Raw genomic sequence first — 25,920 nt, forward strand, 5'->3', positions numbered from 1 at the left:
CCCCCTACTGTGACGCGCCCATCCGGCACATCGACCATGTGGTCCCCTGGCGCTCCGGCGGAACCACCACACCTAACAACGGCGCAGGACTCTGCGAAGCCTGCAACCACACCAAAGAAAACCCCGGATGGAACAGCAAACCGCTCTCAGGAGAGGTCCACACCATGGAGCTCAGCACACCAACCGGGCACACGTACCAATCCACTGCGCCACCATTGCCGGGCTATGAGCGTGCCTCAGGAGGCGAAAGCGACCCCAATTCATCGGGTGACGCGTCATCATCGGATGGCGAACCATCAGGTACCGAGAGGCCCCCGCCTTCAAGACAGGAACCGCCTCATCGTGCCCGCCGACAACTCGTCCGCACCTAGATGCGAATCATTGGGATGCCGGGCGCTTCGGGCACCAGTTACTACGGTGCGCAGGCATCCTTCAATGCCTGGACTGACTCAGCCGGCACTTCGTCTCCTGCTTCCGCGATCTGGTTCAACGGCGTCGTAATCTCTGCGGGGACACCGGCAGCTTCGGCGGCCGAGACCAAGCCGACTAGGAGTTGCTTGTCCTGAACGCTGACCAAGCCGTCCTGAACTACAGCACAGACCTGCTTGGTCACTTCATCGGCGGCGGCCGTGGCCACCTTCGAGGCGGCGTCGCTGGCAGCGTTTGTGGCAGCTTCCTCCACGGCTCCACACCCGACGAGCAGCAACAACAACGGGGCGGCGGACAGGGCGGCTAGGCGACGGGTCATGAGTCCAGCCTAGCAATCGGAACGTGCTGGCAGATATCCCTATGCCATCATCTCCATGGTTGGTACGCTCACCGAATGCGGATCCGCCCGATCGATCTTGTGGATGTCCTGGTCTATCTGGTGGTGTTGGGCGTTTTTATCCAATTACTCCCGGCTGTTATTTCCGAGTCGTTCCTACTGGCCCTGCTGACGGCAATCCTGCTCAAGATCGTGCTTGAGATTGTGCTGCTCGCCAAGAAAAAGATCGTGGGGCGAATTCGGGGCGGGAAGACCGTCGTTGTCCGGGTCATTAGCATCGTGGCGCTGCTCCTTATCCTGCCAGGGAGCAAGTTCCTGGTTCTCGAGCTGGTGGCGTTCGCCTTTGGTGACGCCGTTCAGCTCGGCGGATTCTTCGCAGTTACTGCACTCATCATCGTCCTGATGCTGGCGCGCGGAGGCATGCGGCGCCTGTTCGGGCAAAAGGATGAATGACTAGGGCGGGCTACCTACCGCGAGCAAGACGGGCCGGCGATGCGCCCCACCTATGCTTGACGAATGGGAGAAAAGCCAGTGAACTTTGCGGCGTTGGCCGTCTGCATGATTGACATTTCGTCAGATATCCGGCGCAAGTCACTCAATGAGACCGGCCTGCCACCCATCTCAAACGGCGTCCTGGAAATTCTTCGCGTGGTGGAAGGCCACCCGGGCGTCACGGTGGCGGAAGTCGCTGCACGCCTGGGACGCCAACTCAGCAATGTCAGTGTCCAGCTCCGTGAGTTGGTTGCTGCCGGGCTGGTCACGCGCGTAAAAGACGCATCGGACAAGCGCTACGTTTCCCTACACCCCACGCCCGAATCCAAGAGGATCAAGGCCCTCTTGGACGGGGTGTGGGCCAGCGTTCTGGACAGTGCCAGCGAGCGACTCACCCCCGAGGAACGGGCACTCATCCAAGCCAGCCTTCCGGCGTTGCAGAAGCTGGCGGGAATACTATCCGAGCCTGAGCACCACGTGAACGGCCCCGCCACCAAGTCCACCCGGGCGTAAGCGACGTCACGCCACCTACGCTTACCGTCATCTCCAAAAGTACTTATACTTTTGTAAGTATTACTACTTCGATGATTGGTGCCCCGTGACCTCACAACTGCTCGATAAGACCACTCCCTCGGGGGGACCGGACGGGAAGAAAGCGATGGGTTGGCGGGCCCTGCCGTTCCTCGCGCTTGCCCAGTTCATGGTGGTCCTGGATGGAACCATCGTGAACCTGGCACTCCCCCGGCTTCAAATGGAAATGGGCATCAGCGACTCCACCCGAGCATGGGTGGTCACGGCCTACGCACTGGTTTTCGGCGCGTTTCTGCTCCTAGGTGGCAGGATCGCTGATTTTTGGGGCAGGAAGCGGACCTTCATCACCGCCTCCGCGGGCTTCGCGATCGCCTCACTCATCGGTGGCCTGGCCCAGCAGCCTTGGGAACTGATCGGGGCCCGTGCCCTGCAGGGTATCTTTGCTGCACTCCTGGCACCCGCAGCCTTGGCCCTGCTGACGGTCGCTTTCCCGGGAGGCAAGGATCGCGGCACCGCATTCGCCATCTTCGGTTCCATCAGCGGGGTGGGCGCGGCCGCAGGCGTCTTGCTTGGCGGCTTCCTCACCGAGTTCGTTTCGTGGCGCTGGTGCTTCTTCGTCAACGTCCCCATCGCCATCATCGCCCTCGTTGGCGTCTGGACCCTGGTGAGCGAAAGCAAAGCGGGCGGCTCCACCAAATACGACTGGCCCGGCGTCGTTCTTGCCGCGTCCGGCCTGGGCGCCCTCGTCTACGGTTTCGCGAATGCCGAACACGGCTGGGCGGCTATCGAGTCATGGGGCTTCATCGCCGCAGGCGTGGCCCTGCTGGTCCTGTTCGTCGCCGTCGAGCGAAAGGTCAAGAATCCACTGCTGCCGTTGCACGTCGCTACAGAACGCAACCGGGCGGCTGCCTTCCTGGCCTCATTCTTGGCCGGAGCGGTGCTGATTGGCGGCATCCTGTTCATCAATTTCTATCTGCAGATCGTACTGGCCTTCGCGCCCTTCGCAGCCGGAATCGCTTCGCTACCCATGACCGTGGTCCTGATCGTCACTGCTGGCCTTATTGCGAAGAACCTCCCCAAGCTGGGGGCAAGGATCCCCAGCGCGTTGGGGCCTATCTTCATTGCTGCAGCCATGCTGTGGCTTACCCAAGTCACTCCCGGGGGAACATACGCCGTCAACATGCTGCCGGCCCTCATCCTCATGGGCGTAGGCCTCGGAATGGTCTTTGTCCCCATGCAAAACCTGGCCCTGTTCGGAGTGGGCAAGGACGATGCCGGCGTCGCGAGCGCGCTGGTCAACGCATCACAGCAGATAGGCGGCTCGCTGGGCATTGCGCTTTTCAGCACCATCGCGGCGGCGGCCACAGCAGCGCTCGGCGGCGGGACGCTGGCTGCGCTGACCTCGGGCTACTCGCTGGTGTTCCTGTGGGCCGCCGGAGTGGCGCTGCTGATCGTCCCCGTCGCACTGCTCCTGATCAGGATCGACCGTAGGACCTTCAGCGGAACAAGCGATACCCCGCACGTTCACCTGGGTTGAGCCTCAGGGCCATCATCGTGTCGATGCTTTGTGGCGAAATACCTCTTCCGAAGGAGAATGGGACCATGCACAATCGAGAGCTGCCCGGCCTGGACGAGTTGCTGGCGGACGGCGAACTCCTGACCGTGGCGAAGGTAGCGGAATACCTCGCCGCGCATCGCATGGCGACCGCGAACTGGTTCGGTCCGACCGGCCGTTCACAAAACTCCACCTGGATCGACCGCGACGGCACGGGCTGGCGGGTGTGGGACACCGACGAACGAGCCGGGATCATGGACTTCACCATCCTTCGCACCCAGTCGGAAACAGAGGCGCTGCGCAGCTTTCTCCGCCGGGCGCGGCATCACCGCGACCTGGACAGCACGGCGGTCCGGCGCAACTATTGATGCGGTGCCGCACACAGGACACGGGGGGCCGCCGCGGCGGAACGGTTCTGCAATGACGACGGCGGATATCTCCCGTTAATATTGACATGACATAAGTCACATTCTGTAAGCTAATTCCACAGTCAGGCATCCGGCTTCCTTCGCCCTACCCGGGGAGGTCCTCACATGGCCCCGAATTCACTTAAGGCCGAGAATCTCATGGCCCATGGCGTCGCGCTGTCGGCGGCCACGATCGCCAGGCGACGGGCCGCCGCTCAGCACGGCAATCATGTAGTGGCAAACAAGCCCGATGCCCTCCTCGGAGCAATAGCCGTCCGGCAACTGTTCCACCGCTGGCCCTTGGTGCCCTCCCGCGAACTGGAACGCATCCGACACGTGCTGATCCACTGCGACCAACTTGGATCACCGGACACTCATCACTTATCCGAACCGGCGCAGGCGCTGCTGGATTTGATCAACTGCGAGTTGGAGCGTCGGCGCCTGGCAGGTAGCCAGGCGTCCGGAACGGCGCCGGTCGGTGACGCAGTGGTGGAAGGACAGCCGCCATCCGCCCCGGACAAGGATGCCGCCTGAGGCAGGCAGGCACCCTGGCCCCGACATTCCTGAGGGTGCGGTTGCTACGGGACGGCCGCTACGACGTCGATCTCCACCAAGAAGTCGCCCAGGAACGAACCCACGGTGGTGCGCGCCGGGTATGGGGCAACAACGTACTTTTCGTAGATGGCGTTGAACCCGTCAAAGTCGCGCCCCGGGTGGTGCAGGTGCACGGTCGCCTTGACTACGTGGGAGAAGTCCAGGCCGTGGGCACCCAGGACTTCGCCCACGTTCTTCATGGCCTGAATGGTTTGTTCCTCGATGGTGATCCCAACCCGCTCGCCCGTGATGGGGTGGTGGGGTGTTTGTCCCGCCGTGAACAGGAATCCGTTGGCCACGATGGCCTGGGAATAGGGGCCGGCCGGGCTTGGTGCGAGGTCCGTAGTGACTTGGAGTCGGGTCATGATGGTGATGCCTTTCGTGGTGCTTGGAGTTCTTACAAAACCGATGCTTACAAAACCTTGGAGAGGAACGCCTTGGTGCGTTCGTGCTGCGGATTGCCCAGCACTTGCTCGGGCGGGCCGCTTTCGACCACCACGCCACCGTCCATGAACACCACCTGATCGGCCACCTGCCGGGCGAATCCAAGCTCGTGGGTCACCACCACCATGGTCATTCCTGCTTCAGCCAGGGACTTCATGACGTCCAGGACCTCGCCCACCAGTTCGGGATCCAGCGCGGACGTGGGTTCATCAAAGAGCATCAGTTTGGGCTTCATGGCCAGCGCCCTGGCGATCGCGATGCGTTGCTGCTGTCCACCGGAGAGCTCCTGTGGGTAGGAGTGTCCGCGGTTGCCCAGGCCTACCCGGTCCAGAAGTGCCTGCGCTTCCACCACAACCTCGCGCCGGGGCCGGCCAAGCACATGCACGGGGGCCTCGATGATGTTCTCCAGCACCGTCATGTGGGGGAAGAGGTTGAAACGTTGGAACACCATGCCCGCGTTGAGCCGCGAACGGGCCGTTTGGCGTTCCTTCATTTCGTAGAGCTTGCCGTTGCGTTCGGCGTAGCCCACCAGGTGCTCGTCAACATAGAGGCGGCCGGCGTCAACCTTTTCAAGGTGGTTGATGCAGCGCAGGAAGGTGGTTTTGCCGGAACCGGACGGGCCGATCAAACAGGTCACCGATCCCTTTTCAACCCTAAGGTCAATGCCTTTCAGGATTTCAATAACGCCGAAGTTCTTCCGGACTCCCCGGGCTTCCACCATGGCGGTAGTCATCATGCTGTCCTTGTCTTAGGCTTGCGGATCCGTCGCGGCGCTGAGTCGAAACCACGGCCGTACCGGCGTTCAAGTTTGTTTTGGAAGAAGCTCAGGACGGTGGTCATGAGCAGGTACCAGAGGCTCGCAACGATCAGCAGCGGAATGGTTTGGTAGTTGTTCGCATAAATGATCTGGGCGGAGTAGAGCAGGTCCGAGATCGCCAGGACGCTCACCAAGGACGTGCCCTTCAGCATCGAAATGACCTGGTTGCCGGTGGGGGGAAGGACCACGCGCATGGCTTGCGGCAGAATCACCCGGCCCATCAGCTTGCCACCGCTCATGCCCAGGGCCCGGGCGGCGTCGTACTGGCCTTTGTCCACCGAGCCGATGCCGCCACGGATGATCTCGGCCATGTACGCAGCCTCGTTAAGGGACAACCCCAGCAGTGCCGCACCCAGCGGGGAGATCAGCACATTTGCCGATCCCAACACCACGGATGGTCCACCGAAGGGAAGCCCGAAAGCGATCACCGGATACAGCGCCGCAATGTTGTACCAAAAGATCAACTGGACCAGCAGCGGCGTTCCGCGAAAGAACCAGATGTAGCCGCGGCTGATGGTGCTCAGGATCGGGTTGTCGGAGAGCCGCATGATGGCCAGCAGCGTTCCCAGCGCGATGCCCACGGTCATGGAAACTACGGTCAGCAGAAGCGTCAGCCCTGCACCGGCGAGGATCTGTGGGGCGAACAGGTAGGACACCACAACGTCCCAGCGGTAGCGTTCGTTCACTGCGACATCCCAGGCAGCACCCGGCGCCACCAGAATGAGGACGATCGCCAAGGCCAAACGGACCGGGTGCTTCAGGGGCACCACCGGGATGGAGTCACCGGCCGCTGATGTGGCCGGCTCCTTGGTATCGGGGGCTGAGGGTTGCGTATTCATAGCAGTCACCTCTTTCACTACTGGGCGAAGTTGACGCGGGCGTCGGTGATGGCACTGGATTCAAGGCCGTACTTCCCGAGGACCTTGACGTAGGACTCGCTCTTGATCACGGCATCCAGTGCCGCGGATACGGACTTCACCAGGCCGGATTCCTTCGGCACGCCCACCCCGACGGGAGCGAACTCGTATGTCCGGGCAACCTCGATCTGCGGGTTCTGGGTGGCGGCGTAATTCAAAATGGGCGAGTCAGCCAGCACCGTGTCCAGGCGTCCGCTGGTCAGTGCGGAGATGGCCTGCCGGGTGTCCTGGAATTCGCTCTTTTGAATGGCGTCTTTGCCGGCGGCTGTGCAGGCTTGGTCATAGGTAGGGACATTCACGGTCAGCTGGTAGGAGCCCGTGAGGAGCCCTACTTTCTTGCCACAGAGTGCGTTCTCATCCTTGACTCCACCAGGGTTGCCTTTGGGCACTGCAATCGCATTGCCTATCTGCATGTAGTCAACAAAGTCCAGGACTTCCATCCGCTTCTCCGTGGGCGTCATGGAGGAAACAGTCATGTCGTAACGGTCAGCTGCAAGGCCCGGAATGATGGAATCGAAGTTGGCCACCTGGATGTCCACGGTGACACCCAAAGCCTGGCCGATCAGACGAGCCACGTCCGGGTTGGTTCCGGTCATTTCCTGCGTGCCTTCGCGGTAGAACTGCGTCGGCGGCTCGTTGGTGGGGATGGCAACGCGCAGCACCTTGGAAGCCTTGATGGACTCCGGAAGAAGGTCGACGGCGGCCTGGTTGACTTCCAGCGCAGGGACACCGGTACCCGCTGCGGCAGCGCCGCCGGACGGGTTCGACGCCGATGCGTTGCCGGCGGGGCTGCACGCCGTCACTGACAGCATCAGCGCTGCAGTGACAACGGCGACCGGAAGGCCGAGCTTGGTTCGTTGTAGCGTTGGGGAATTTTTCATGTCAGGGTGCTCATTTCTGCAAAGCCCAGGTGGGCTCCGTGGGTTGGGTGCGGGTGAACGCTTCATTGCGGTGCCGGATCAAATCCCGGCCTTCAGTGCGCAGTTCTTCGATGGTGGACACTCCCAGGAGCATCATGGTGCGGGTCATTTCTGCCCGGAACAGGGTCAGGACGTGGGCCACCCCCGCCTCGCTGGCGGCGGCCAGCCCGTACAAGTAGGGGCGCCCGATGGAGCAGGCATCCGCGCCGAGAGCCAGCGCCTTGACGACGTCGGAACCCCGGCGGATGCCGCCGTCGACGATGACTTCCATCCGGCCGGCAGTCCTCTCAACAATGTCGGCAAGGACATCCAGCGGGGCCGCCATATGGTCCAATTGCCGTCCGCCGTGGTTGCTGACCTGGATGGCGTCGATTCCCATGGAAGCCGCCAACGCGGCGTCGTTCGGGTTGACTACTCCCTTGAGGACGATCGGCCCGTTCCAGCGTTCCCGCAGGTCCCGGATGTCGTCCCAGTCTGTGGGCTCATACGAACCGGCAAGAAGCGTGCGCCACATGTCCGGCGAGCTAGCCAAGGGACCGGCCGGAACCTCAGCGTCCAGGTTGGGGAAGGCAATTGCGTCATTGGCCAGGAACCCCAGCGCCCACGCAGGGTGCAACATTCCCTCCACAACCGTCTTCGGCTTGATGGACGGCGGGGCGGTAAAGCCGTTGCGGTAATCGCGCTCGCGGTGTCCGATGGCCCGGCAGTCCACATTGACCAGCAAGGCTTCGTAGCCGGAATTGGACACCCGATCCAGGACGGCCTGCAGGAGGCCCTTGTCCGAGGTTGGTTCCAGGTTGAACCACCGGCGAAGTCCCGGCGCCGCGGCACTGACGTCTTCCATGGTGGTGGTGCTCAGGTGCGCCAAGCCATACGGGATGCCGGCGGCGAGCGCTGCGCGGGCGACGGCGGACTCACCCTGGGGGTGGAACAGCCGGGTACCGCCTGTGGGCGAAAGGGTCACCGGCATGGAAACCGGTCCGCCGAGGAGGGTTGAGCTGAGGTCCAAGTTGTCCACCGAACCCCATTTTGGGAGGAAGGACCAATCGTCGAATGACGAGCGATTGCGGCGCAGCGACACCTCATCTTCGCCGCCGCCTTCGATGTATTCGAAGATGCTCTTGGGCAGGCGCTTGGCTGCCAGCTTCCGCATGTCCTCCACGCTGTAGCACTTACGTGACAGGCGCTCCGAGACGGTTCGGGCCGGTCCCTGCACCGAGGCGAGCGCCTTGATGTCCTTGAGTTTCATGGTGTGTCCTTTGAGTTCCTGCTGGGTTACCCGTCCAGCTTCTTTCCCAATAGTGACGCAGATCTCCTCCACTCAATATGTGAATTCCTCCATAAGATAAGAAATAGGCTTGTGATAACGTCCAGCTATGGATCCAGCAGAGACGCTTCCAGAGCCCCGAACCACCGAGCGCTCCCAGTCCGGGACGCAGCAGTCCGGCATGCAGCAAACCACTGTCCGGTTGTCCGATTGCATCCAGCTCATGCAGGCCGATCTGGTGCACGCCAACCCCACGCCTGAGAACCTGGGGCATCCAGTGTCAGACGTACTGATGTACGACCCCTTGGACAACTGGTCCAGCGTGGACGACCGCATCATCCTGGCCGTGGGGTGCACGTACGGATCCCCTGATTTTGACCAACTCCTCCACAGGGCAGCGAACAGCAGCGCAGCGGCGGTGATCGTCAAAGCGCACGGGGCCCGGATGGAGGAGTTGCGTGCAGCGGCAGTCCGGCACAGCCTGTCACTGCTCGTGGCGCCGGATCATGCCGACTGGACCCGATTGGTGGCGCTAGCGCGGGCCTCGGTGATGGGCGCTGCCGCAGACTCGGTGTCCGGGGTCCGGTTGGGTGACCTCTACGCTTTCGCCAATGCCGCGGCTTCCATGACCAACGGCGCGGCAAGCATTGTGGATCCGCTGGGACGCATCCTGGGCTATTCCACACTGCCCGGGCAGCCAATCGATGAACTCCGGCGCATCACCACGCTGACCCTGCAGGAAACCATCCAGCCAGCTTTCGACCAGGATTTCAAGATGGTCTACGACGCCCCGGGAGCGGTGATGGTACCGGCGCTCGACGACGGTATGGCGCGACTTGCGCTGGCCGTCCGGGCAGGCGGAGAGCTGCTGGGTTCCATCTGGATCATCGACCCCGGCGAGGAGAAACGCGTCACGGCTTTGAATGCTTTGGACCGGATGGCGCCCTTGGCCGGGTTGCACATGCTCCACGCCCGCTCGGCCTCCGACTTTGGGGAACGACGCAACGCCGACCTCATCCGGACGCTCATGGACGACACCCCGCACGCATCGTTCGCGGCCGCGCAGTTGGGATTGGATACCGTAAATGGCCTGGCCGTGGCAGCATTTTCAATTGTCCGTCCGGAGACCGGCAGCCTGGAATCCGTGCGCGACATCCACCGGCTGCTGCACTTGGTAACAACGGTATGCAACGTGCAGTTCGGCACCAGCCACAGTGCCCTGATCGGGTCGGTGGTTTATGCACTGCTGCCCTGTAACGGGGCTGAGCCGCGAGCTGCGCACGGGCGGATCATCCAGGAAATCGAAGCATATTCGCACACCATCAGCTCGTTCCCCGTTATCGCCACAGTGGGTGGCATCGCCCACGACATCGAGCACCTGCCCCGGTCCAGGTCCGAGGCAATCCAAACCCTGCACTACCTGCTGAAGCTTAAGTCGAGTCAGGGGAAGTCGCGGCAGGGGAAGTCGCCTGGCGTGGCGCTCCATGAGGACTTCCAGATCCCCCTGAACCTGTTGAAAATCGGGGAGTTTATTGAAGACAACGGGCTGGGCGGCGCGGACCAGATCGCCAGGATTCAAGCCCGCGATGCCGAGCAGCAGACGGACTACCTGGACACCCTCCGCGCCTACCTTGCCACCAACGGGAACATTTCCGCCATGGCCGCTGAACTCCATGTACACAACAACACCGTCCGTTACCGCGTGGCCCGCCTGGCCGGGGATTTCAACCTGGACCTGGCGGACCCGCAGAAACGCCTGTGGTTGTGGCTGCGCCTGACCACCATGGACCTCGCCGCAAAGTAGTCCCGGGAAAGCCTGAACTATCGGATGATCGGAAGGCCCGCCGTCGGAAAGACGCTGGGGAAGATCGACGGCGGCGGGACGGGTACGGTGTCCAGCGGCACCGTGACGGTGTCCGCACCAACGGTGACGTTGTCCCCCCGCACGTCAATGCGCAGTGGCTCCTGGCTGTAGTCCTCCCCGGATACAAGTGTCAGGGCGATGGAACCCTGTGCGAGATCCACGGCCAACAAACGTCCCTGCACCTTAAGCCGGAAGGACAGGCCTTCCCACTCCACAGGCAGGCGGGGATCGAAGCGCAAAACTTCGCCCTGGTCCCGCATACCAGCGAAGCCGCATACCAAGGAGCTCCAAATACCGCCCGTGGAGGCGATGTGGACGCCGTCGATGGTATTGCCGTGCGAGTTGTCCAGATCAATGAACAGTGCCTCGGTGAAGTGCTGCAACGCGACGTCACCGTAGCCCACCTCGGCCGCCATGATGCCCTGCACACAAGCGGACAGGGTGGAGTCGCCGGTTGTGATGGGATCGTAGAAGTCGAAGGCGCGTTGCTTCTCCTCAGCCGTGAAGTCCTGCCACTGCAGGAACATCGCCAGCACCGTATCGGCCTGCTTGAGGACCTGGTGCCGGTAGATCACCAACGGGTGGAAATTCAGCAGCAGCGGGTACTTGGACTTGGGCGTGTTCCAGTCCCACGGCTCCAGGGTCATGAAGTCGTTGTCCTGGCTGTGCAACTGCAGGTGCGGATCGTAGGGCAGCGACATCCGCTCGGCCGCCTGCCGCCACACCAGACGCTCGGTATCGCTGACGCCTTCGTCTTCCAGCGCAGCTGCAGCCCGAAGGTTAAAGCGCGCCATGACGTTGGTGTACAGGTTGTCATTGACCACAGCCGTGTACTCATCCGGACCCGTAACGCCATGGATATGGAACAGTCCGTCCTTGCCGAAGAAACCCAGCGAAGCCCACATGCGGGCCGTCTCGATCAGCAGGTCAGCGCCCAGTTCCCCACGGAAGGTGGCATCGCCGCTGGCCCACTCGTAACGGTTGGCTGCAAAGGCGATGGCAGCAGCAATGTGGAACTGGGCCGTTCCGGCTGCGTAGTAGGCACTGGCTTCCAGGCCATTGATGGTACGCCACGGGAACAGCGCACCGTCCACACTGAGCTCCTTGGCCCGCACCCGGGCGTCGGGCAGCATGGCGTGACGTGATTCCAGGACCTTCCTGGCACCACAAGGGTTGGTGTAGGTCAGATACGGCAGGAGGTAGATTTCCTGGTCCCAGAAATAGTGGCCCTCGTATCCGGAACCGCTCACTCCCTTGGCAGGAATGCCCGCCACACCGGCACGCGCAGTGGCCTGTGCCAGCTGGAACAAGCCCCAGCGCACGGCCTGTTGCATCTCCGGCTGTCCCCCAATGTAGACGTCGGCCGTGGTCCAGTACTCGGCGTAGTGGGCCTTGCTCTGGGCCAGGATGTCGGCGAAAGGCACGAGGTTTGCTTCGGCTTCCGTCGCGAGGCTTTCGCCGCGGTCCTCGGCGTCCGAGGACCCGGCCACCACATAGCTGACCGACTTCTCCAAACGGAACGTGTCGCCGTCGTGGATGGCCAAAACGTAGCGGACAGAAGAGTCATCCTCAGCCACCAAGGTCTCAAAAGGCTGGCCTTCAGCGGAAATCCAGTGATCCACGGCCATGGCCACACGCTGGCGGGACTCGGAGGTCTCCCAGGCGAGGCGAAGTGAGCCGTCGGCACCCTGGAGGTGCAGCGGCAGCAGGACCCGGCCCGCGTGCCGGCCGGAGCGGCGCGGGTCATGGACCGAGTGGTCCTCCACAGGCTGGTCCTGGCGGTTCACGACGCCGGAGGTGATGTCCGCGGACACGTCCCGGTCCGCTGTCAGCGACAGCTCCAGGCCAAGACATCCGCGGGAATCGAAGCCCACAGCGCGGCGCTCTACCGTGGTGACGGTGGCGCCGGAACGGCAGGCCCAGGTGATGCTTTCCTCGTAGACGCCTGTGGAAAAGTCCACACTACGGTGGTAGTCCAACACCATGGATTCGGCCAGGCTCAAGGCCTCGCCATCAATGGATACGGTGAAATTGTTGGCGTCCGGCACATAGACGATCCTCTGGCCTGTCCGGGCAAAACCGTAGGCGTTCTCGGCGTGCTTGATGTCCCAGATCTCATGGAAACCGTTAATGAACGTTCCGGGAAGCTCGCCGTCGCCCGCTGTTGAATGTGAGCCACGGATGCCAAGGTGGCCGTTGCCAAGCGCAAACAGCGTTTCCAGCGTTCCCTCGTCACCGGGGACGTGGATGTTTTCCACGAGCTTCCAGGGCTCGCAGGGGAAGCGAAGCCGGTCGGAGCTGATGAGTGCCATGGGCAGTTGTTGTCCTTCGTAGAAAGTAGGGTCAGAGAAGATCGTTGAGGTCGTCGACCACCAGCGTGGCGCCCGCGTCCAGCAGGGTCTGGCGGCCGGCTCCGCGGTCCACGCCGATCACGGCATAAAAATTGGCACCTGCGCCAGCCTGAACGCCGGATACTGCATCCTCCACCACGATGCATTCCTCCACAGGCACGCCCAGCAGACCCGCCCCATATACGTAGGTGGCCGGGTCCGGCTTACCGGGCAGTCCGACGCCGGCGGCAACCATACCGTCCACCACCACCTCAAAGTGGTGGTCAAGCCCGGCGGCCTTCAGAACCGCAGGCGCGTTCCGGGAGGAAGAGACGACCGCGACCTTCAGCCCCAGCTCCACCGCAGCATTGATGAACTTGACCGAACCCTCGTACGGCTCAACACCGCGGGAATCCACGATCTCGTTGAAGATGGCATTCTTCCGGTTGCCCAAACCCTGCACGGTTTCGTTGTCCGGGTGGTCATTCACCGGACCTTCAGGGAGGGCAATCCCGCGGGACGTCAGGAAATCACGGACACCATCAAAGCGGGGCTTGCCATCGATGTGATCGAAGTAGTCGCTCTCCTGGTAACCCTGCGGGTGGCCCGTACTGGCCAGATAGCCATCGAAAAGTTCCTGCCAGGCCTGCTCGTGCACCACGGCCGTGGGCGTCAGCACGCCATCGAGGTCGAACAACAGCGCCGAGGCGCCGGTCCAGGCATTACGAAGATCAGTCATGTGCATTGTTCCGTTCAGCGCTTGTGGCGCGTGGTTTTGCGTTCGATGAGCTTGGTATCGAGCAGGTGGTTGGAGGGTTGATGGGGGGATTCAGTATTTAGCAGGCGTTCGCACAGCAGGTTTGCTGCGAAGGCGCCTTGGTCGGCAACGGGTTGCGCCACAGTGCTCAGGCCAAGGAACCAACTCATGGGGTGATCGTCTATGCCGATCACGGACACGTTCTTGGGCGCGGAAAGGCCGTGTTCCCGCAGCGCCATCAGCGCACCGAACGCGGCCTCGTCACAGTGAGCGAACACTGCAGTGGGCCTCCCGCCACGGGTCATGAGTTCAGTCATGGCCCGTCTGCCGTCGTCGATGCTTGGCCCGGTTCCCACCACAAGGTCCGGGTGGACGGTGAGGTGGTGTTCATCCAGCGCACGCCTGAAGCCGCGGAACCGTGGCGTCTCAGTCACAACGGGGTGTTCATTGCTCGAAAGAACGGCCAAGTCCCAATGGCCCAGCCCCAGCAGGTGTTGGGTAGCCTGCCAGGCTGCGTGCTCGTCATCGATACCTACATTGTCCCACGGAACATTTCGCATGCCCACGCTGGCAACTGCGAGCCCGGAGGCATCCAACGCTTCCAGTTCATGGGGCGCGAGGTCAATATTGAGCAGGAGCAGTCCGTCCACTCTTTGCGCGAGGTTTCCAAGGTCCGCAAAGAACTGCGTCCGCACGCTGGCCTTGTTGCGCAGGCTAATCAGGACGGTGTCGTACCCGCTGTCTCCGAAGACTTCCTCGGCGGCTTCCACAGCCTGGGCGAAAAACCAGGCCGTGGCTGTCGGGGCGACGATTGCCACCGATCCCGTGCTTCCACCGGCGAGCCTGGACGCTGCGGCTGAGGCTTTGTAGCCAAGTTTGCTGGCGGCTTCCGCCACGTGTCGTTGTGCTTTTTCAGAAACATTGGGGAGATTCCTGAGAGCCCGCGACGCCGTGCAAATGGACAATCCGGACAAGACGGCAACGTCCTGGATTGTCACCCTGTGAGTCCTAACCATGCAACACGGCCTCAACCCTTTCCATCCTCGCCTGACGCCTTGGCGTATGCCCCGAGCCGGGTCACCAGCCAAAAGTGTAAGCGCTTACAATTTTGTCATTCAATAGAGTGCGCTCGAATACGAAATTGTGACGCGAATCTCACCGGAAGCTTGATTCCGGAGGCTTCATGCCTTCTAATCCGGTGTCCCGGCCCTCATGCGGGGCTCGCGCCCGTTACTTGTCGCCGTTCAGAACGTAGTACTTCAGGAACGCGCTCACATCCACCAGTTCCGGCGGTTCGATCCTGTGCCCCATCCCAGGGTAGGTGCGGGCCGTCAGGGCTACATTGGCGTTCAGCCACTCCTCGGTGTGGGCTATGGCATCCTCATTGATCACGGGATCGGCCTTGTCCCGCCCCCAGAAGAACGGAGGCGGAACATCGAAGGACTCACTCAAGGCCAGGAGATCGTTGTCCAGCACGAACCCGGACAGGCCGACGGTGGCCTTAAAAGCGCTGGGCCGCAGGCGGAGGAGGGTGCTGGCCATGGCCATGCCCTGCGAATAGCCCAGCAGGCTGACGCTGCTGTGATTGTCCTTGACCGAATTGATCCAGTTGAACACCGCATTGGTGGACGCCATAACATCCGCGAAGTCGTTGGTGAGGAAATAGTCAAGCAGGAACCAGCCATAATCGTCGCCGATGACCTTGGGACCTCGCAGCGCTGCGCAGGTGAACTCGCCGGGGAGGTTCGGAAAGAGGTTTACCATCCGCTGCTCGCTGGTCCCATAACCGTGCATCATCACCAGCAAAGGCGTGCCCTTGCGCTGGTTCCCGGGCTTTGACCACACCACTGATTCCATGGGCACGAGCCTAGTGGACCGTGCCCATGACTCCGTAGACTGTGCCCATGACTCCGCAGGAACTGGCCAACCTGGCCCATCTGCGGCGCGCCCGCGACTTCATTGACCGCGAATACGCGCGTCCCCTGGACGTGCCCACCATGGCCGCCGGCGCCCTGATGTCCCCCGCGCATTTCTCACGCCAGTTCAAGGCCGCCTACGGAGAATCGCCGTACAACTACCTCATGACCAGACGGATCGAACGGGCTATGGCCCTGCTCCGGGCGGGAACTTCGGTCACCGACGCCTGCATGGAAGTCGGTTGTACATCGCTGGGCTCCTTCAGCACGCGCTTCACCGAGATCGTCGGCATGAACCCCAGTGAATACCGTGCCCGTGAGCACCATGCCGTCAAGGCCATGCCCAGCTGTATTGCCAAGCAGCACACGCGTCCTGAAAGAAGCGGCAGCAAGAACATGAGCAGGATTGAAGAAGCGCCCGCATCGTAGCTGCCATAGCGTGTGATTCATGAACATTTCATTGAAATACGCACACGTCACTGTCAACGATGTTGACGAGTCCCTCGCCTTCTACCGGGATGCCCTCGGTTTCGAGGTCCGGAACGACGTCGGCTCGGACGGTCAGCGCTGGGTCACCCTCGGCAGCGACGCCCAGCCTGATCTTGAACTGGTCCTTTCCCCGCCGCACGCCGGCCGGTCACAGGCGGACGGCGACGCCATCCAGGAGCTGCTTACCAAGGGCGTCATGCCCATGCTGGTTTTCACCACCGATGATCTTGACGCCACCTTCGAAAAGCTTCGTGCATCCGGCGCCGAAGTACTCCAGGAACCGATCGACCAGCCATGGGGTCCCCGCGACTGCGCTTTCCGTGACCCTTCCGGCAACATGATCCGCATCAACCAGGGCTGATTATCAGGCGCGACGGCGGGAGGTCACCCCCGGTGGGGCGTCTCCAGCGCTCGAGGTGACCTCCGCCGTCGTCGTACTTCTTAGCGACTTAAGAGGCCGGCGTCGGATCGCTCACCGTAATTGTGGGTGGAGGCAATGGCGGCGGAGACGACGTCGGACAGTCGCCGCCGCTGGCCGTAGGCCTGTCGCTGCAGCCGTTCGCCGGTCCCTCGCCGGAGGATGTTCGCCACCCCTGTCCGCGCGAGCGCCAGGTCCCCGGTTGCCGTCAGGGCACCACGGATGTGCCGGAGCAGGGCACCCGCCACGTCCGCGGCAGCATAAGGGGCCTGCTCCAGCGGATGCAGCAGTTGGTTGTTGACGCCAAAACGGCTGGCTTTCCAGTTGGCCATGCGGATCACCGGAGTCAAAGTGCTCGACGGCGGTCCGCCCTTCCGCCATTCGCCCGCCGACGTTTCCACCAAGGCACGGGCGAGGACCGCGATAGTGAGCGCATCCTCGGCGTAGAGGCAGACATCGGCGATCCGGAGTTCCACGGTGGGGTGCCCTCTGGACAGGCGCGCGTCGAAATAGATCATTCCCTCGTCCAGCGGAACTCCTGTGCCCAGCAGTTCCGCAAGTACCGCCCGGTATCCGGCAGCCGAGCCGAAAACATCCATGGGACCTGCGGTGGGCCACCTGTTCCAGATCTGCGTGCGGTAACTGGCGAACCCCGTGTCAGCACCCATCCAGTAGGGTGAGTTCGCGCTGAGGGCCAGGAGGACCGGCAGCCAGTGCCGCATCCGGTCCAGCACGGCTACGCCCTCGTCCGGCGACTCGATGGACACGTGGATGTGGAAGCCGCAGGTGAGTTGCTCGCGGGAAATCAGGCCGAATTCCTTGCCCATGGTGGCGTAGCGCTGGTTTCCGGTGGTGGGGGTCGCGTGAAACACCGGAGGCGTGGCCAGCGCAGCAACGCGTGCTCCCACCGCCCGGGCTGCAGAGTCGGCCAACGCCCGCCCTGAACGGATTTGAGCCCGCAACTCCTGGGCGGTCCGGCACGGGAGCGAGTTAACCTCAATCTGTTCCTGCTTGAACTCGGACTTCAGCGACGGCCCACCTCCGGCATCCCATTCCGCGTGGGAGGGGGCGGCCACATCCAGGAGGCCGGAGGCCAGAGCCAAGGGCAATCCGTCCTCAGGATCTGCGATCAGCAATTCTTCTTCGACGCCAAAGGTAAACATAATCCCCCTCCCAACCGTTAGTTTTTTAGAGACGGCGGTTAGCCAACGTGGCGCGGAACCTCCATTTGAAAACCGCAACGGCAATGGAGCACCTGCGTTTGCAGGTACACCTCAAGCAGGCTGGGGCTCTCCGGATCGTCAGTGGTCCGGGGCGCCTCGATGACGCGCTCCGTGGGGCGCCCCAGGGTCATGGGATCGCCGCAGTGGGTGCAGCTGAACCAGAGCCCGGCTGCTGAAGTGGAAAGAAATTCACTTTGGATGGCGGGAACCAGCGCGTCCAGGCGGACTGCGTGGGCGTAGAACGTATCGCATTCGCTACAGGTGTAGCTGACTTCGACGATCTCCGACTGATTCGGTGTTGCTTCCACAACCGTCTCTACGAAAACGTAGGAATCAGTATTGCAAACGGTGCACCACGGGCGTGCTCCGGTATCAACTGTTGCAGGTGCCCGTCGGCTTGCAGGCTGCGGGGCGGGAATCGGGGATCCAAGCGTCATTGCCATTCTCCTTATGCTCCTTCAAGGAGCCTGCATGGAGGCACGCTGTGAGCCGGCCGAAAGGGGCCACGGCTAAAGGGTGCAGTTTTTGGACCATCCTGGATGGTTCCCTATGAGGCTCCAAGGGCTATCTGCTTAACCCATGTATGAATGTAGTTCACCAGTGGCAGCCGTCACAAGAGATGAGACTGCTGCCAATCCGCTAGCGGGAGCGCCCTAGGCCTCGAAATGGGCCACGGGAGCTTCCCTGGCCACACTCTTGACGAGGGATTCCGCGACGTCCCGCAGCTTCTGGTTGCGGGTGCTGGACGCTTTCTTCAGGATCTGGAACGCTTCCTCCTGCGTGCAGCGGTTTTGGCCCATGATGATTCCACTTGCCAAGTCGATCACCGTTCGCGTCCGCATGGCATCCTGGAGGTCCTCAGCGTGCTGCTGCTTGACGCCAATCCGGACGGCCAGTCTCAGCGATCGCTCGGCCTGGCTTGCATAGAGTTCGCAATTCCGGATGGTTGCTTCATCGAAGGCGTTGGCCTGCGGCGCGAAGAAGTTAAGCGCCGCCGTTGCACCCTCATCCAGTTCCAAGGGAACGCAGAGAGCGGACAGATGTCCCCGCTCGGCAATGACTGAGCAGTACTCGGACCACCTCTGTTCCGTGGAGGTGTCAGCAACATGCTGCGTTACGCGGCTGCGCATGGCCTCCAGGCACGGACCATCACCGTACGCCTGCTGAACCTCATCGATCAGCCTGGCCTCGTGGTTGCTTCCCGCCACTGTGGCGGTGCGATGGCGACGGCTGAGGGTGATGCCGCAGAGCACGTCCAAGCCCACGGCCTGTGACACCGCGGATGCCGAAAAGACCGCGAGCTCATGCAGGAACCCGCCCACATCTTCGCTGTCTATCACCAGATCCTGCAGCTGCTCAGGCACCGAAGTATCGTCGGGCGCAGAGACAGCATCAGGCACCGCAAAATCCACGCTCATTTCGTCCATGCCTTATTTTACGTTCGCCTCACACCAACTCGTCACCCTTTGGACAACGGAAAACAGAATCCTTGCATCTGCGGTGCACCTATGTGCACAATCGACACATGGTCCGGATCACGGGCCCAGGCTATTGAGCTCATGCAGACGGGCGTCCCTCACTTTTTGATGCAGAGGTACAAACCCATGCCGGCTCAGCCAGCGTCCAGAGTCCCGGACGAAGCACATCCGCCACCCGATGAACCCCTCTGGTGCTCGCGCTGCAATACAGATCAGCATCTTCTGGTGAACTCCATCCAGTCCCACTATCCGCCGGCACCCAACATGGTGGACGTTGCGTATGAGTGCCATGTTTGTAGGTACTCGTATGAGCACGTTGCTTCCGTTCGGCGCGTTGCAGCAGTCCTGAACCGTCCGGGTGCCCCTCAAGGCGTCCTGCAGTTCGGCGGTCAATACCTGCACTGCGGGGAACCGATGAAGACAAAGAGTTGCGAGCTGCGAAGGATCCAATCGCCCTTGGTCCTGTCGCCGGGCGCGCAGCAACGGATGTATGAGGTACTCATCAACACGCGCATTCTCGGGTGTCATTGCGGCTTCCGCATGGAGATGCCTGACTGAGGCCGGGTGGCCATGAGGAGCTACACCAAAATTTCCGGAGCTACCGAGAGGGACAGCATGCACGCAGAATCACAACGAAATGAGCCTCAAACCACGGGCAGCAAGCCCGGCCAGGCCGGTAAGCGCAGCCTCCCTGATCCGCCGGATCCGGACAATCTTCCCATCGACTATCCGGGCTCTGGGTGGAACTCGAGCAGATACCCCTCCGGCGATCCCGGACGACTCCGGCCACAGCACGCCACTCACCGGCGGAGCGCCTGATCATGAGCGGTTCGCCACCGAATCCCTCGTACCCCGCGCACCCTGACCCCACCCGCGAAACGGGTCCCATGCCCGAGCCGGTTCCATTGCCGGAGCCGGGACCACCACCCGTAGCAGAGCCCACGCCAGGACGCCCAACGCCGGGTGAACCAGGGCGTTTGCCGTAGGCCTGCCCATCAGCACATCAGGCACCGCCTGTTTACTCCCACGAACAGGGTCCCGCTACTCCCCCAGTCGGGATCCGAATGAGGGCATGCCGCGCCACAGGGAGCGCGGCATGCCTTTTTCGTGCCCCGGACCGCCGCGCTCCTCCGGATCTTTGCCAGATCTTCCCTGCCTAAATCTTTGTTTATGTTGACTTCTATTGACTTACCAACATAAACAAAGATAGAGTCAAGCAATTCCACATCGTTGTGACAGCAGTCACTGATGTGGCTGCACTGCTAAGCAGCTTGACCAATGGAGGGTAAGTGTTCGCCGAAGAGCGCCAGCATCTGATCTCCGCACTCGTCGCAGAGCGCGGACGGGTGAGTGTCACAGACCTCGCCGACCGTTTCAGCATTACCACTGAGACAATCCGCCGCGACCTCGCGGCCCTGGAGGTCGCCGGCAATCTCAGGCGCGTTCACGGCGGCGCCGTCCCTTCGGACCGCCTCAGCACCCGCGAGGAGAGCATCCTCGAGCGTGCCGTACAGCGTCCGGAGGAAAAGCTCCGCATCGCCAACGCAGCACTCGCCCTGATCCCCCAGCTCACCACGGGAAGCATTCTCCTGGATGCGGGCTCCACCACTGAAACCCTCGCAGACCTACTGGCCCAGCAAACGCCATCGGCGAACGGAAACGATGAACTCGTGGTCATCACCCACGCCATCCCCATCGCCGGCAAGCTCTCGTCCACCCAAGGCATAGCACTCCAGATCCTCGGCGGCCGTGTCCGCGGACTGACGCAGGCCGCCGTCGGGCAGTCCACCGTGGAAGCTGCTTACAAACTTCGCCCGGACATCGCATTCGTCGGAGCCAACGGTATCCACGCAACGTTCGGACTCAGCACCCCCGATCCCGAGGAAGCCGCGGTCAAAGCCGCATTCGTCACCTCAGCCCGGCGCGTGGTTGCCCTGGCCGACTCTTCCAAGCTGGACGCCGAAACCCTGGTCCAGTTCGCCACCCTGAAGGATGTTGACACCTTGATTACTGACCAGCAGCCCTCGGCTGAACTAGCTGCGGCTTTGGCCGACGCCGGCGTTGACGTGGTGGTCGCATGATCGTCACTTTGACCGCCAACCCCAGCCTGGACCGCACGGTGGAACTGCCAGGAGCCTTGGCCCGCGGCGAAGTGCAGCGCGCCGTCGCTGTCCACCAGGAATCCGGCGGGAAGGGCGTCAATGTTTCCCGGGCGCTCGTGGCCTCCGGCCTGGACACCCTGGCCGTTCTGCCGGGCGCCGACTCGGACCCGGTACTTTCCGGACTGCACGACGGCGGTGTACCGTTCGCGGCGCTGCCCATCGGTCAGGTGCTGCGCAGCAATGTCACGCTCACCGAACCGGATGGCGTCACCACCAAGATCAACGAACCCGGCCCGGAACTGAGCGGTGAACAGCAGGAGGCCCTGATCGGGCTGCTGCTGGAACGCTCGCGTGGCGCCAGCTGGGTGGTTCTTGCGGGATCACTCCCACCAGGAGTGCCCGCGGATTTCTACGCCACCATCGCTCGTCGGCTCCGGTCGAACTCGGACGGAACGGCCTCCCCAAGCATCGCCATTGACTCCTCCGGGGCGCCGCTCGCGGCCGCTGTGGTGGGCGATGCCGCAGGGAAGCCGGACCTTCTCAAGCCGAACGCGGAAGAACTCGCAGAACTTGCTGCCGCCGCCGGTTTCACCAACGTCTCCACAGCTGACGAACTGGAAGCGGATCCGGCCAAAGCCGCCCAAGCCGCTGCCGCCGTCGTCGCCAGCGGTGTGGGCGCCGTTCTCGCAACACTCGGGTCCAAGGGCGCAGTCCTGGTGACCGCAGACGGGGCGTGGTTCGCCACGCATCCGCCCATCAAAGCCGTCAGCACGGTGGGTGCCGGGGACTCTTCACTGGCCGGCTACTTGTTGGCTGCAACCCAAGGCGGCTCCGCGCAGGACTGCCTTCGTCAAGCCGTGGCACATGGTGCCGCTGCTGCTTCGCTGCCGGGCTCCACTGTCCCGGCAGTCCACCAGACAACCCCCAATGCCGTAACCATCACGGCCCTCCAGAAGGACTCACAGTGACCCAGCTGATCACAACCCAATTGGTCACCCTCGACCAAAACCTGGGCGACTCCCCTGCCGACGTCATCCGCGTCCTGGCCGGCAAAGTTGCCGCAACCGGCCGCGCCTCCGAGGTTGAAGGGCTCTTTACCGACGCCTTCGCCCGCGAGCAGAAGACCGCAACCGGCGTCCCCGGCGGCATCGCGATCCCGCACTGCCGCTCAGCCGCCGTCCAGGAGCCTGCCTTGGCCATGGCCCGGCTGTCCCACAAGGTGGACTTCGGAGCCAAGGATGGTCCCGCTGACCTCATCTTCTTCATCGCAGCCCCGGACGGTGCGGATCAGGAACACCTGAAGCTCCTCTCCAAGCTGGCACGCTCGCTGATCAAAAAGGACTTCACGGCAGCGCTGCGTGCGGCTGCCACTGAGCAGGACATTGTTGACCTCGTGGATGGCGCGCTGGCCGATAAGCCGGCTGCTGCTCCCGCTGCTGCCGCAGCACCCGCAGAGTCCGCACCCGCCGCTGCCGCCGCCGGCACGACGACGACTGCCGCACCAAAGCGCATCGTGGCCGTCACCGCGTGCCCAACGGGCATTGCGCACACCTACATGGCTGCAGATTCGTTGGTTGCCGCGGCCAAGGAAATGGGTGTTGACCTTCAGGTAGAGACGCAGGGTTCCTCCGGCGCCAAGCCGCTGGATCCGGCAGTCATCGCAGCCGCCGACGCCGTAATCTTCGCCGTGGACGTCGACGTACGCGGCAAGGAACGCTTCGCCGGAAAGCCGGTCATCAACGCGCCGGTCAAGCGTGGCATCGACGAACCCACCAAGATGGTGGAGGAAGCTCTGGCAGCCGCCACGGACCCGCACGCCCGCCGCGTTCCGCACTTTGGTGCCGAAGAGCAGGCTGAGCGCGCCCAGGAGGAAAAGGGTGAGCACATTGGCCAGAAGCTGAAGCGCGCACTCCTCACGGGCGTCAGCTACATGATTCCGTTCGTGGCTGGTGGCGGGCTCCTGATTGCCTTGGGCTTCCTGCTGGGCGGCTACGAAATCACTGAAATTGCGGACAAGGTAGTACTGGAGAACAACTTCGGCAATCTTCCCGAAGGCGGACTCGCCATCTATCTTGGTGCGGTCTTGTTCAAGATCGGCGCCCTGTCCATGGGATTCCTTGTCCCGGCACTGGCTGGCTACATTGCCTACGCCATCGCCGACCGGCCGGGCATTGCGCCGGGCTTCGTCGCCGGTGCCGTATCAGGTTTCATGGGCGCAGGCTTCCTGGGCGGCATCGTGGGCGGTCTCCTGGCCGGCTACATCGCGCATCTCATCGGAACCTGGCAGGTACCCCGCTGGCTCCGTGGCTTGATGCCGGTTGTCATCATTCCACTGCTGGCTTCCATCGTCGCTTCGGGCTTGATGTTCCTGGTCCTTGGCGGTCCCATTGCCGGCCTTACCGTGGCTCTGAACAACTGGCTGACGGGCATGAGCGGCGCCTCTGCCGTAGTCCTCGGCATCATTCTGGGCCTCATGATGTGCTTCGATCTCGGCGGCCCGGTCAACAAGGTTGCCTACGCCTTCGCAGTGGCAGGCCTGAGTGCCGGCAGCGCTGACAACCAGGCTCCGTGGCTCATCATGGGCACCGTCATGGCGGCAGGCATGGTTCCGCCGCTGGCCATGGCCCTTGCTACGGTCCTGAACAAGAAGCTCTTCAGCCTCGCAGAGCGCGAAAACGGCAAGGCCGCCTGGCTGCTGGGTGCCTCGTTCATCTCCGAAGGTGCCATCCCGTTCGCAGCAGCCGATCCGCTGCGCGTCATACCGGCCAGCATGGTGGGTGGCGCACTGACGGGCGCACTCTGCATGGCTACCGGGGTCACCTCCCAGGCTCCCCACGGCGGGCTCTTCGTCTTCTTTGCCATTGGCAACCTGCCAATGTTCATCGTCGCCATCGTGGCCGGAATGGTGGTCAGCGCGCTGGCCGTCATCGCCCTCAAGCGCTTTGCAGTCAAGAAGCCAGTGGAAGCGGAAGCCGCCCCGGCCACCGTCAGCGTCTAGGCTCTCCACGGTCCGGGCCCCACGGTCTAGACTTCCCACAAAGCCATCTCACCTAACCGCCACCCTTCACAAAAAGGAGCACCAATGCCAGAACGTACAGCCACCATCGCAAGCCGCGTGGGCCTCCACGCCCGCCCTGCAGCCATCTTCGCCGAGGCAGCCGGTGACCTGGACATCGACGTCACCATCGCACGTCAGGGCGAGCCCGCCGACGACGCCATGGACGCCGCCAGCATCCTATCCCTCATGAGCCTGGGCGCTTCCCACGGCGATGTTGTGGTGCTGCGCGCCGAAGGTGAAGGCGCGGATGCAGCCCTGGACAGCCTGGTGAAGATCCTCGAAACGGACCACGACGCCTAATAGGGACACCCAAACCCCTCAGCGCCACGCAAAGAGCCTGGTGCCACCCGGATAGCGGTGGCACCGGGCTCTTTGAGTCTCTCTAAGGGTTTGCGAGTTCGTCGAGATGACGTGCGAGCACCAGGAGCATGGGACCCGATTCCAAGAGGTCCCCGCTCCACAGCCCGTGCATCGCGATCCCATCCAAGAGCGCACGCAACCGCTGAGCTTCATATTCGGGGTCCCGCTCCTGATGGAACTGACCCCCTTCCGCCAGGATCTGCACGGCTGCGCGGCATACGCGTTCCACTCCGTCGCTGAGCCTGATCGCTGCGGGACGAAGCGCAGCGTCATTCAGTGAAAGGACGCCGAGCTGGACCTGTGCAACCAATTCCAGACGCCGTTCCCTGTCCAGAGGCAGCAATTGCAGGAGCAATTCATCAACCAGTTCCCGGCCTGAGAGCTCAAGTGCAGCCATTCGCGCTGTGACCCGGTCTTCAATGAGTTGCAGGCAGAACTCACGCAAGGCATGTTGCGTAGCAAAGGCGCGTCGTAGTGAAGCGGCGGCTATACCCGCTTCTGCCGCCACCCCGCGCACTGAAAGGCCCGACAACCCATCCCGTTCAAGGACACGCAAGGAAGCTTCCGCAATTGCTGCGCTACGCGCCTCCGCATCGATTCTCCGGGGCATGGTTCAGCTCTTTCTCCGGGGCATGGTTCAGTTCTACAGAGCGGTAGGTGACAGGGCGCGGGCGGGCTTCTTAGGCCAGATGGTATAGCTCACGGCCCACAGGAAGTCGATGGCGAAGATGATGCCCAGGATACGGAAGAAGTCCCAGAGGGCTGCGGTTCTTTGGGCGTCGTTGACGAGGAGAATGATCGCCCCCAGTGTCGCCGCTGCGATGGCTACTGCCAACGCCGTGAGCAGCACATCCCGCCAGCATTTGATGGTGTAAGGCTTTCCCGTGAGCCGTTCCGGCGCCGGACCGCCAGCGAACCGGTGCTGGAAGTGGGCATCCGCCCACGCCACCATGCGCTTGCCGTAAGCGACGGAGATCCCAATGTAGATTGCAGCCAGTCCGTGGTGCCACGAGGCCGTGCCCCCGCCGAGCAGATCCACCGCCACAAGGCACAGCAGGATGGCATCGATCACCGGGGCAAGGATCAGCAAGACCCCGCCAAGGCGCGGGCGACGCAGCACATACCGCGCTGCGAGCCCTCCGAGAATCGCCACCCAGAAAGCAACTTCACACACCACGATTGCCAACAAAATCATTTACGCCCCCAGACGCCATG

The 25,920-nt window shown here is 62.6% G+C and carries 29 protein-coding genes; 14 read left to right on the plus strand and 15 right to left on the minus strand.

The genetic code is table 11. The features are described 5' to 3' along the window. Nucleotides 1-371, plus strand: a 371-nt coding sequence (locus MOD31_RS11275; RefSeq protein ID WP_250820640.1) for an HNH endonuclease, incomplete at its 5' end; no start/stop codon positions are given. A gap of 41 nt (nucleotides 372-412) precedes the next feature. Here MOD31_RS11275 and MOD31_RS11280 read toward each other — a convergent pair. Beyond that, the gene (locus MOD31_RS11280; RefSeq protein ID WP_166841119.1) at nucleotides 413-748 is read right to left on the minus strand and encodes a hypothetical protein; all 336 of its coding nucleotides are present in this window, start codon (nucleotides 746-748) and stop codon (nucleotides 413-415) included. 75 nt (nucleotides 749-823) lie between these two features. On the opposite strand from MOD31_RS11280, the gene MOD31_RS11285 reads away from it, so the two are divergent. From MOD31_RS11285 to MOD31_RS11305, 5 genes are all read left to right on the plus strand, one after another. After that, a complete protein-coding gene (locus MOD31_RS11285) occupies nucleotides 824-1,219 on the plus strand; it encodes a hypothetical protein (RefSeq protein ID WP_166841118.1) in 396 nt (131 codons plus the stop codon). Nucleotides 1,220-1,282: 63 nt separating this feature from the next. Then, nucleotides 1,283-1,771 (plus strand): MarR family winged helix-turn-helix transcriptional regulator, encoded by a 489-nt coding sequence (locus MOD31_RS11290; RefSeq protein ID WP_166841117.1) that lies wholly within the window; start codon nucleotides 1,283-1,285, stop codon nucleotides 1,769-1,771. A gap of 85 nt (nucleotides 1,772-1,856) precedes the next feature. Further along, nucleotides 1,857-3,326: an MFS transporter gene (locus MOD31_RS11295; protein ID WP_250820641.1), complete on the plus strand. Its 1,470-nt coding sequence runs from the start codon at nucleotides 1,857-1,859 to the stop codon at nucleotides 3,324-3,326. Nucleotides 3,327-3,391: 65 nt separating this feature from the next. Next, entirely contained in the window at nucleotides 3,392-3,712 is a 321-nt protein-coding gene (locus tag MOD31_RS11300; RefSeq protein WP_142937014.1) for a hypothetical protein, read from the plus strand. A gap of 165 nt (nucleotides 3,713-3,877) precedes the next feature. Next, entirely contained in the window at nucleotides 3,878-4,285 is a 408-nt protein-coding gene (locus MOD31_RS11305) for a hypothetical protein (protein ID WP_223941521.1), read from the plus strand. Nucleotides 4,286-4,329: 44 nt separating this feature from the next. Here MOD31_RS11305 and MOD31_RS11310 read toward each other — a convergent pair whose 3' ends face one another. Genes MOD31_RS11310 through MOD31_RS11330 form a run of 5 tightly spaced genes read right to left on the minus strand, consistent with a single transcriptional unit; the run spans nucleotide 4,330 to nucleotide 8,692 of the window. Continuing rightward, the gene (locus MOD31_RS11310; protein ID WP_142937015.1) at nucleotides 4,330-4,710 is read right to left on the minus strand and encodes a RidA family protein; all 381 of its coding nucleotides are present in this window, start codon (nucleotides 4,708-4,710) and stop codon (nucleotides 4,330-4,332) included. A 47-nt stretch (nucleotides 4,711-4,757) separates the two neighbouring features. Beyond that, nucleotides 4,758-5,522, minus strand: a complete 765-nt coding sequence (locus MOD31_RS11315) for an amino acid ABC transporter ATP-binding protein (RefSeq protein WP_284705371.1) — start codon at nucleotides 5,520-5,522, stop codon at nucleotides 4,758-4,760. Continuing rightward, entirely contained in the window at nucleotides 5,522-6,445 is a 924-nt protein-coding gene (locus MOD31_RS11320; protein ID WP_250820642.1) for an amino acid ABC transporter permease, read from the minus strand. The genes MOD31_RS11315 and MOD31_RS11320 overlap by 1 nt, the downstream gene beginning before the upstream one ends. A 17-nt stretch (nucleotides 6,446-6,462) precedes the next feature. Then, nucleotides 6,463-7,404, minus strand: coding sequence for an ABC transporter substrate-binding protein (locus MOD31_RS11325; RefSeq protein ID WP_250820643.1), 942 nt, complete (start codon nucleotides 7,402-7,404; stop codon nucleotides 6,463-6,465). 10 nt (nucleotides 7,405-7,414) lie between these two features. Next, complete coding sequence (locus MOD31_RS11330) at nucleotides 7,415-8,692, minus strand: alpha-hydroxy acid oxidase (RefSeq protein WP_250820644.1); 1,278 nt, start codon at nucleotides 8,690-8,692, stop codon at nucleotides 7,415-7,417. Nucleotides 8,693-8,819: 127 nt separating this feature from the next. Between MOD31_RS11330 and MOD31_RS11335 the strand changes: the two genes are divergently transcribed. Further along, on the plus strand, nucleotides 8,820-10,514 hold the full coding sequence (locus tag MOD31_RS11335) for a CdaR family transcriptional regulator (protein WP_250820645.1): 1,695 nt from the start codon (nucleotides 8,820-8,822) through the stop codon (nucleotides 10,512-10,514). A gap of 17 nt (nucleotides 10,515-10,531) precedes the next feature. Here MOD31_RS11335 and MOD31_RS11340 read toward each other — a convergent pair whose 3' ends face one another. From MOD31_RS11340 to MOD31_RS11355, 4 genes are all read right to left on the minus strand, one after another. Further along, nucleotides 10,532-12,886 (minus strand): glycoside hydrolase family 65 protein, encoded by a 2,355-nt coding sequence (locus tag MOD31_RS11340; protein ID WP_250820646.1) that lies wholly within the window; start codon nucleotides 12,884-12,886, stop codon nucleotides 10,532-10,534. A gap of 31 nt (nucleotides 12,887-12,917) precedes the next feature. After that, nucleotides 12,918-13,649 (minus strand): HAD family phosphatase, encoded by a 732-nt coding sequence (locus MOD31_RS11345; protein WP_142937018.1) that lies wholly within the window; start codon nucleotides 13,647-13,649, stop codon nucleotides 12,918-12,920. A gap of 8 nt (nucleotides 13,650-13,657) precedes the next feature. Continuing rightward, on the minus strand, nucleotides 13,658-14,659 hold the full coding sequence (locus tag MOD31_RS11350) for a LacI family DNA-binding transcriptional regulator (protein WP_250820647.1): 1,002 nt from the start codon (nucleotides 14,657-14,659) through the stop codon (nucleotides 13,658-13,660). Nucleotides 14,660-14,891: 232 nt separating this feature from the next. Continuing rightward, complete coding sequence (locus MOD31_RS11355; RefSeq protein ID WP_250820648.1) at nucleotides 14,892-15,518, minus strand: alpha/beta hydrolase; 627 nt, start codon at nucleotides 15,516-15,518, stop codon at nucleotides 14,892-14,894. 47 nt (nucleotides 15,519-15,565) lie between these two features. Between MOD31_RS11355 and MOD31_RS11360 the strand changes: the two genes are divergently transcribed. After that, nucleotides 15,566-16,006, plus strand: a complete 441-nt coding sequence (locus tag MOD31_RS11360; RefSeq protein WP_223941512.1) for a helix-turn-helix transcriptional regulator — start codon at nucleotides 15,566-15,568, stop codon at nucleotides 16,004-16,006. A 19-nt stretch (nucleotides 16,007-16,025) separates the two neighbouring features. Next, nucleotides 16,026-16,427, plus strand: coding sequence for a VOC family protein (locus tag MOD31_RS11365; protein ID WP_142937022.1), 402 nt, complete (start codon nucleotides 16,026-16,028; stop codon nucleotides 16,425-16,427). A gap of 80 nt (nucleotides 16,428-16,507) precedes the next feature. Here the strand turns inward: MOD31_RS11365 and MOD31_RS11370 are convergent, their stop codons facing one another. The 3 genes from MOD31_RS11370 to MOD31_RS11380 form a co-directional block, all read right to left on the minus strand. Next, nucleotides 16,508-17,647 carry a glutamate--cysteine ligase gene (locus MOD31_RS11370; protein WP_250820649.1) on the minus strand — a complete coding sequence of 380 codons (1,140 nt, stop codon included), beginning with the start codon at nucleotides 17,645-17,647 and terminating at the stop codon, nucleotides 16,508-16,510. A 38-nt stretch (nucleotides 17,648-17,685) separates the two neighbouring features. After that, entirely contained in the window at nucleotides 17,686-18,144 is a 459-nt protein-coding gene (locus MOD31_RS11375; protein ID WP_223941510.1) for a hypothetical protein, read from the minus strand. Nucleotides 18,145-18,360: 216 nt separating this feature from the next. Beyond that, the gene (locus tag MOD31_RS11380) at nucleotides 18,361-19,134 is read right to left on the minus strand and encodes a GAF and ANTAR domain-containing protein (protein ID WP_166841111.1); all 774 of its coding nucleotides are present in this window, start codon (nucleotides 19,132-19,134) and stop codon (nucleotides 18,361-18,363) included. Between the two features lie 688 nt (nucleotides 19,135-19,822). Here MOD31_RS11380 and MOD31_RS11385 point away from each other — a divergent pair. The 5 genes from MOD31_RS11385 (at nucleotide 19,823) to MOD31_RS11405 (ending at nucleotide 24,645) form a co-directional block, all read left to right on the plus strand. Next, a complete protein-coding gene (locus MOD31_RS11385) occupies nucleotides 19,823-20,050 on the plus strand; it encodes a hypothetical protein (RefSeq protein WP_223941509.1) in 228 nt (75 codons plus the stop codon). Nucleotides 20,051-20,474: 424 nt separating this feature from the next. Next, the gene (locus MOD31_RS11390; protein ID WP_142937027.1) at nucleotides 20,475-21,266 is read left to right on the plus strand and encodes a DeoR/GlpR family DNA-binding transcription regulator; all 792 of its coding nucleotides are present in this window, start codon (nucleotides 20,475-20,477) and stop codon (nucleotides 21,264-21,266) included. Then, the gene (locus MOD31_RS11395; protein ID WP_250820650.1) at nucleotides 21,263-22,255 is read left to right on the plus strand and encodes a 1-phosphofructokinase family hexose kinase; all 993 of its coding nucleotides are present in this window, start codon (nucleotides 21,263-21,265) and stop codon (nucleotides 22,253-22,255) included. The genes MOD31_RS11390 and MOD31_RS11395 overlap by 4 nt, the downstream gene beginning before the upstream one ends. Continuing rightward, the gene (locus MOD31_RS11400) at nucleotides 22,252-24,285 is read left to right on the plus strand and encodes a fructose-specific PTS transporter subunit EIIC (protein ID WP_250820651.1); all 2,034 of its coding nucleotides are present in this window, start codon (nucleotides 22,252-22,254) and stop codon (nucleotides 24,283-24,285) included. The genes MOD31_RS11395 and MOD31_RS11400 overlap by 4 nt, the downstream gene beginning before the upstream one ends. 84 nt (nucleotides 24,286-24,369) lie before the next feature. Beyond that, nucleotides 24,370-24,645 (plus strand): HPr family phosphocarrier protein, encoded by a 276-nt coding sequence (locus MOD31_RS11405; RefSeq protein ID WP_014920471.1) that lies wholly within the window; start codon nucleotides 24,370-24,372, stop codon nucleotides 24,643-24,645. A gap of 82 nt (nucleotides 24,646-24,727) precedes the next feature. On the opposite strand, the gene MOD31_RS11410 is transcribed toward MOD31_RS11405, so the two are convergent. Continuing rightward, nucleotides 24,728-25,315 (minus strand): TetR/AcrR family transcriptional regulator, encoded by a 588-nt coding sequence (locus tag MOD31_RS11410; RefSeq protein ID WP_142937030.1) that lies wholly within the window; start codon nucleotides 25,313-25,315, stop codon nucleotides 24,728-24,730. Between the two features lie 33 nt (nucleotides 25,316-25,348). Next, nucleotides 25,349-25,900: a hypothetical protein gene (locus MOD31_RS11415; protein WP_250820652.1), complete on the minus strand. Its 552-nt coding sequence runs from the start codon at nucleotides 25,898-25,900 to the stop codon at nucleotides 25,349-25,351. Nucleotides 25,901-25,920: the final 20 nt, after the last annotated feature.

Origin of the sequence: Paenarthrobacter sp. TYUT067, assembly GCF_023656375.1 — a bacterium.
Lineage (GTDB): Bacteria > Actinomycetota > Actinomycetes > Actinomycetales > Micrococcaceae > Arthrobacter.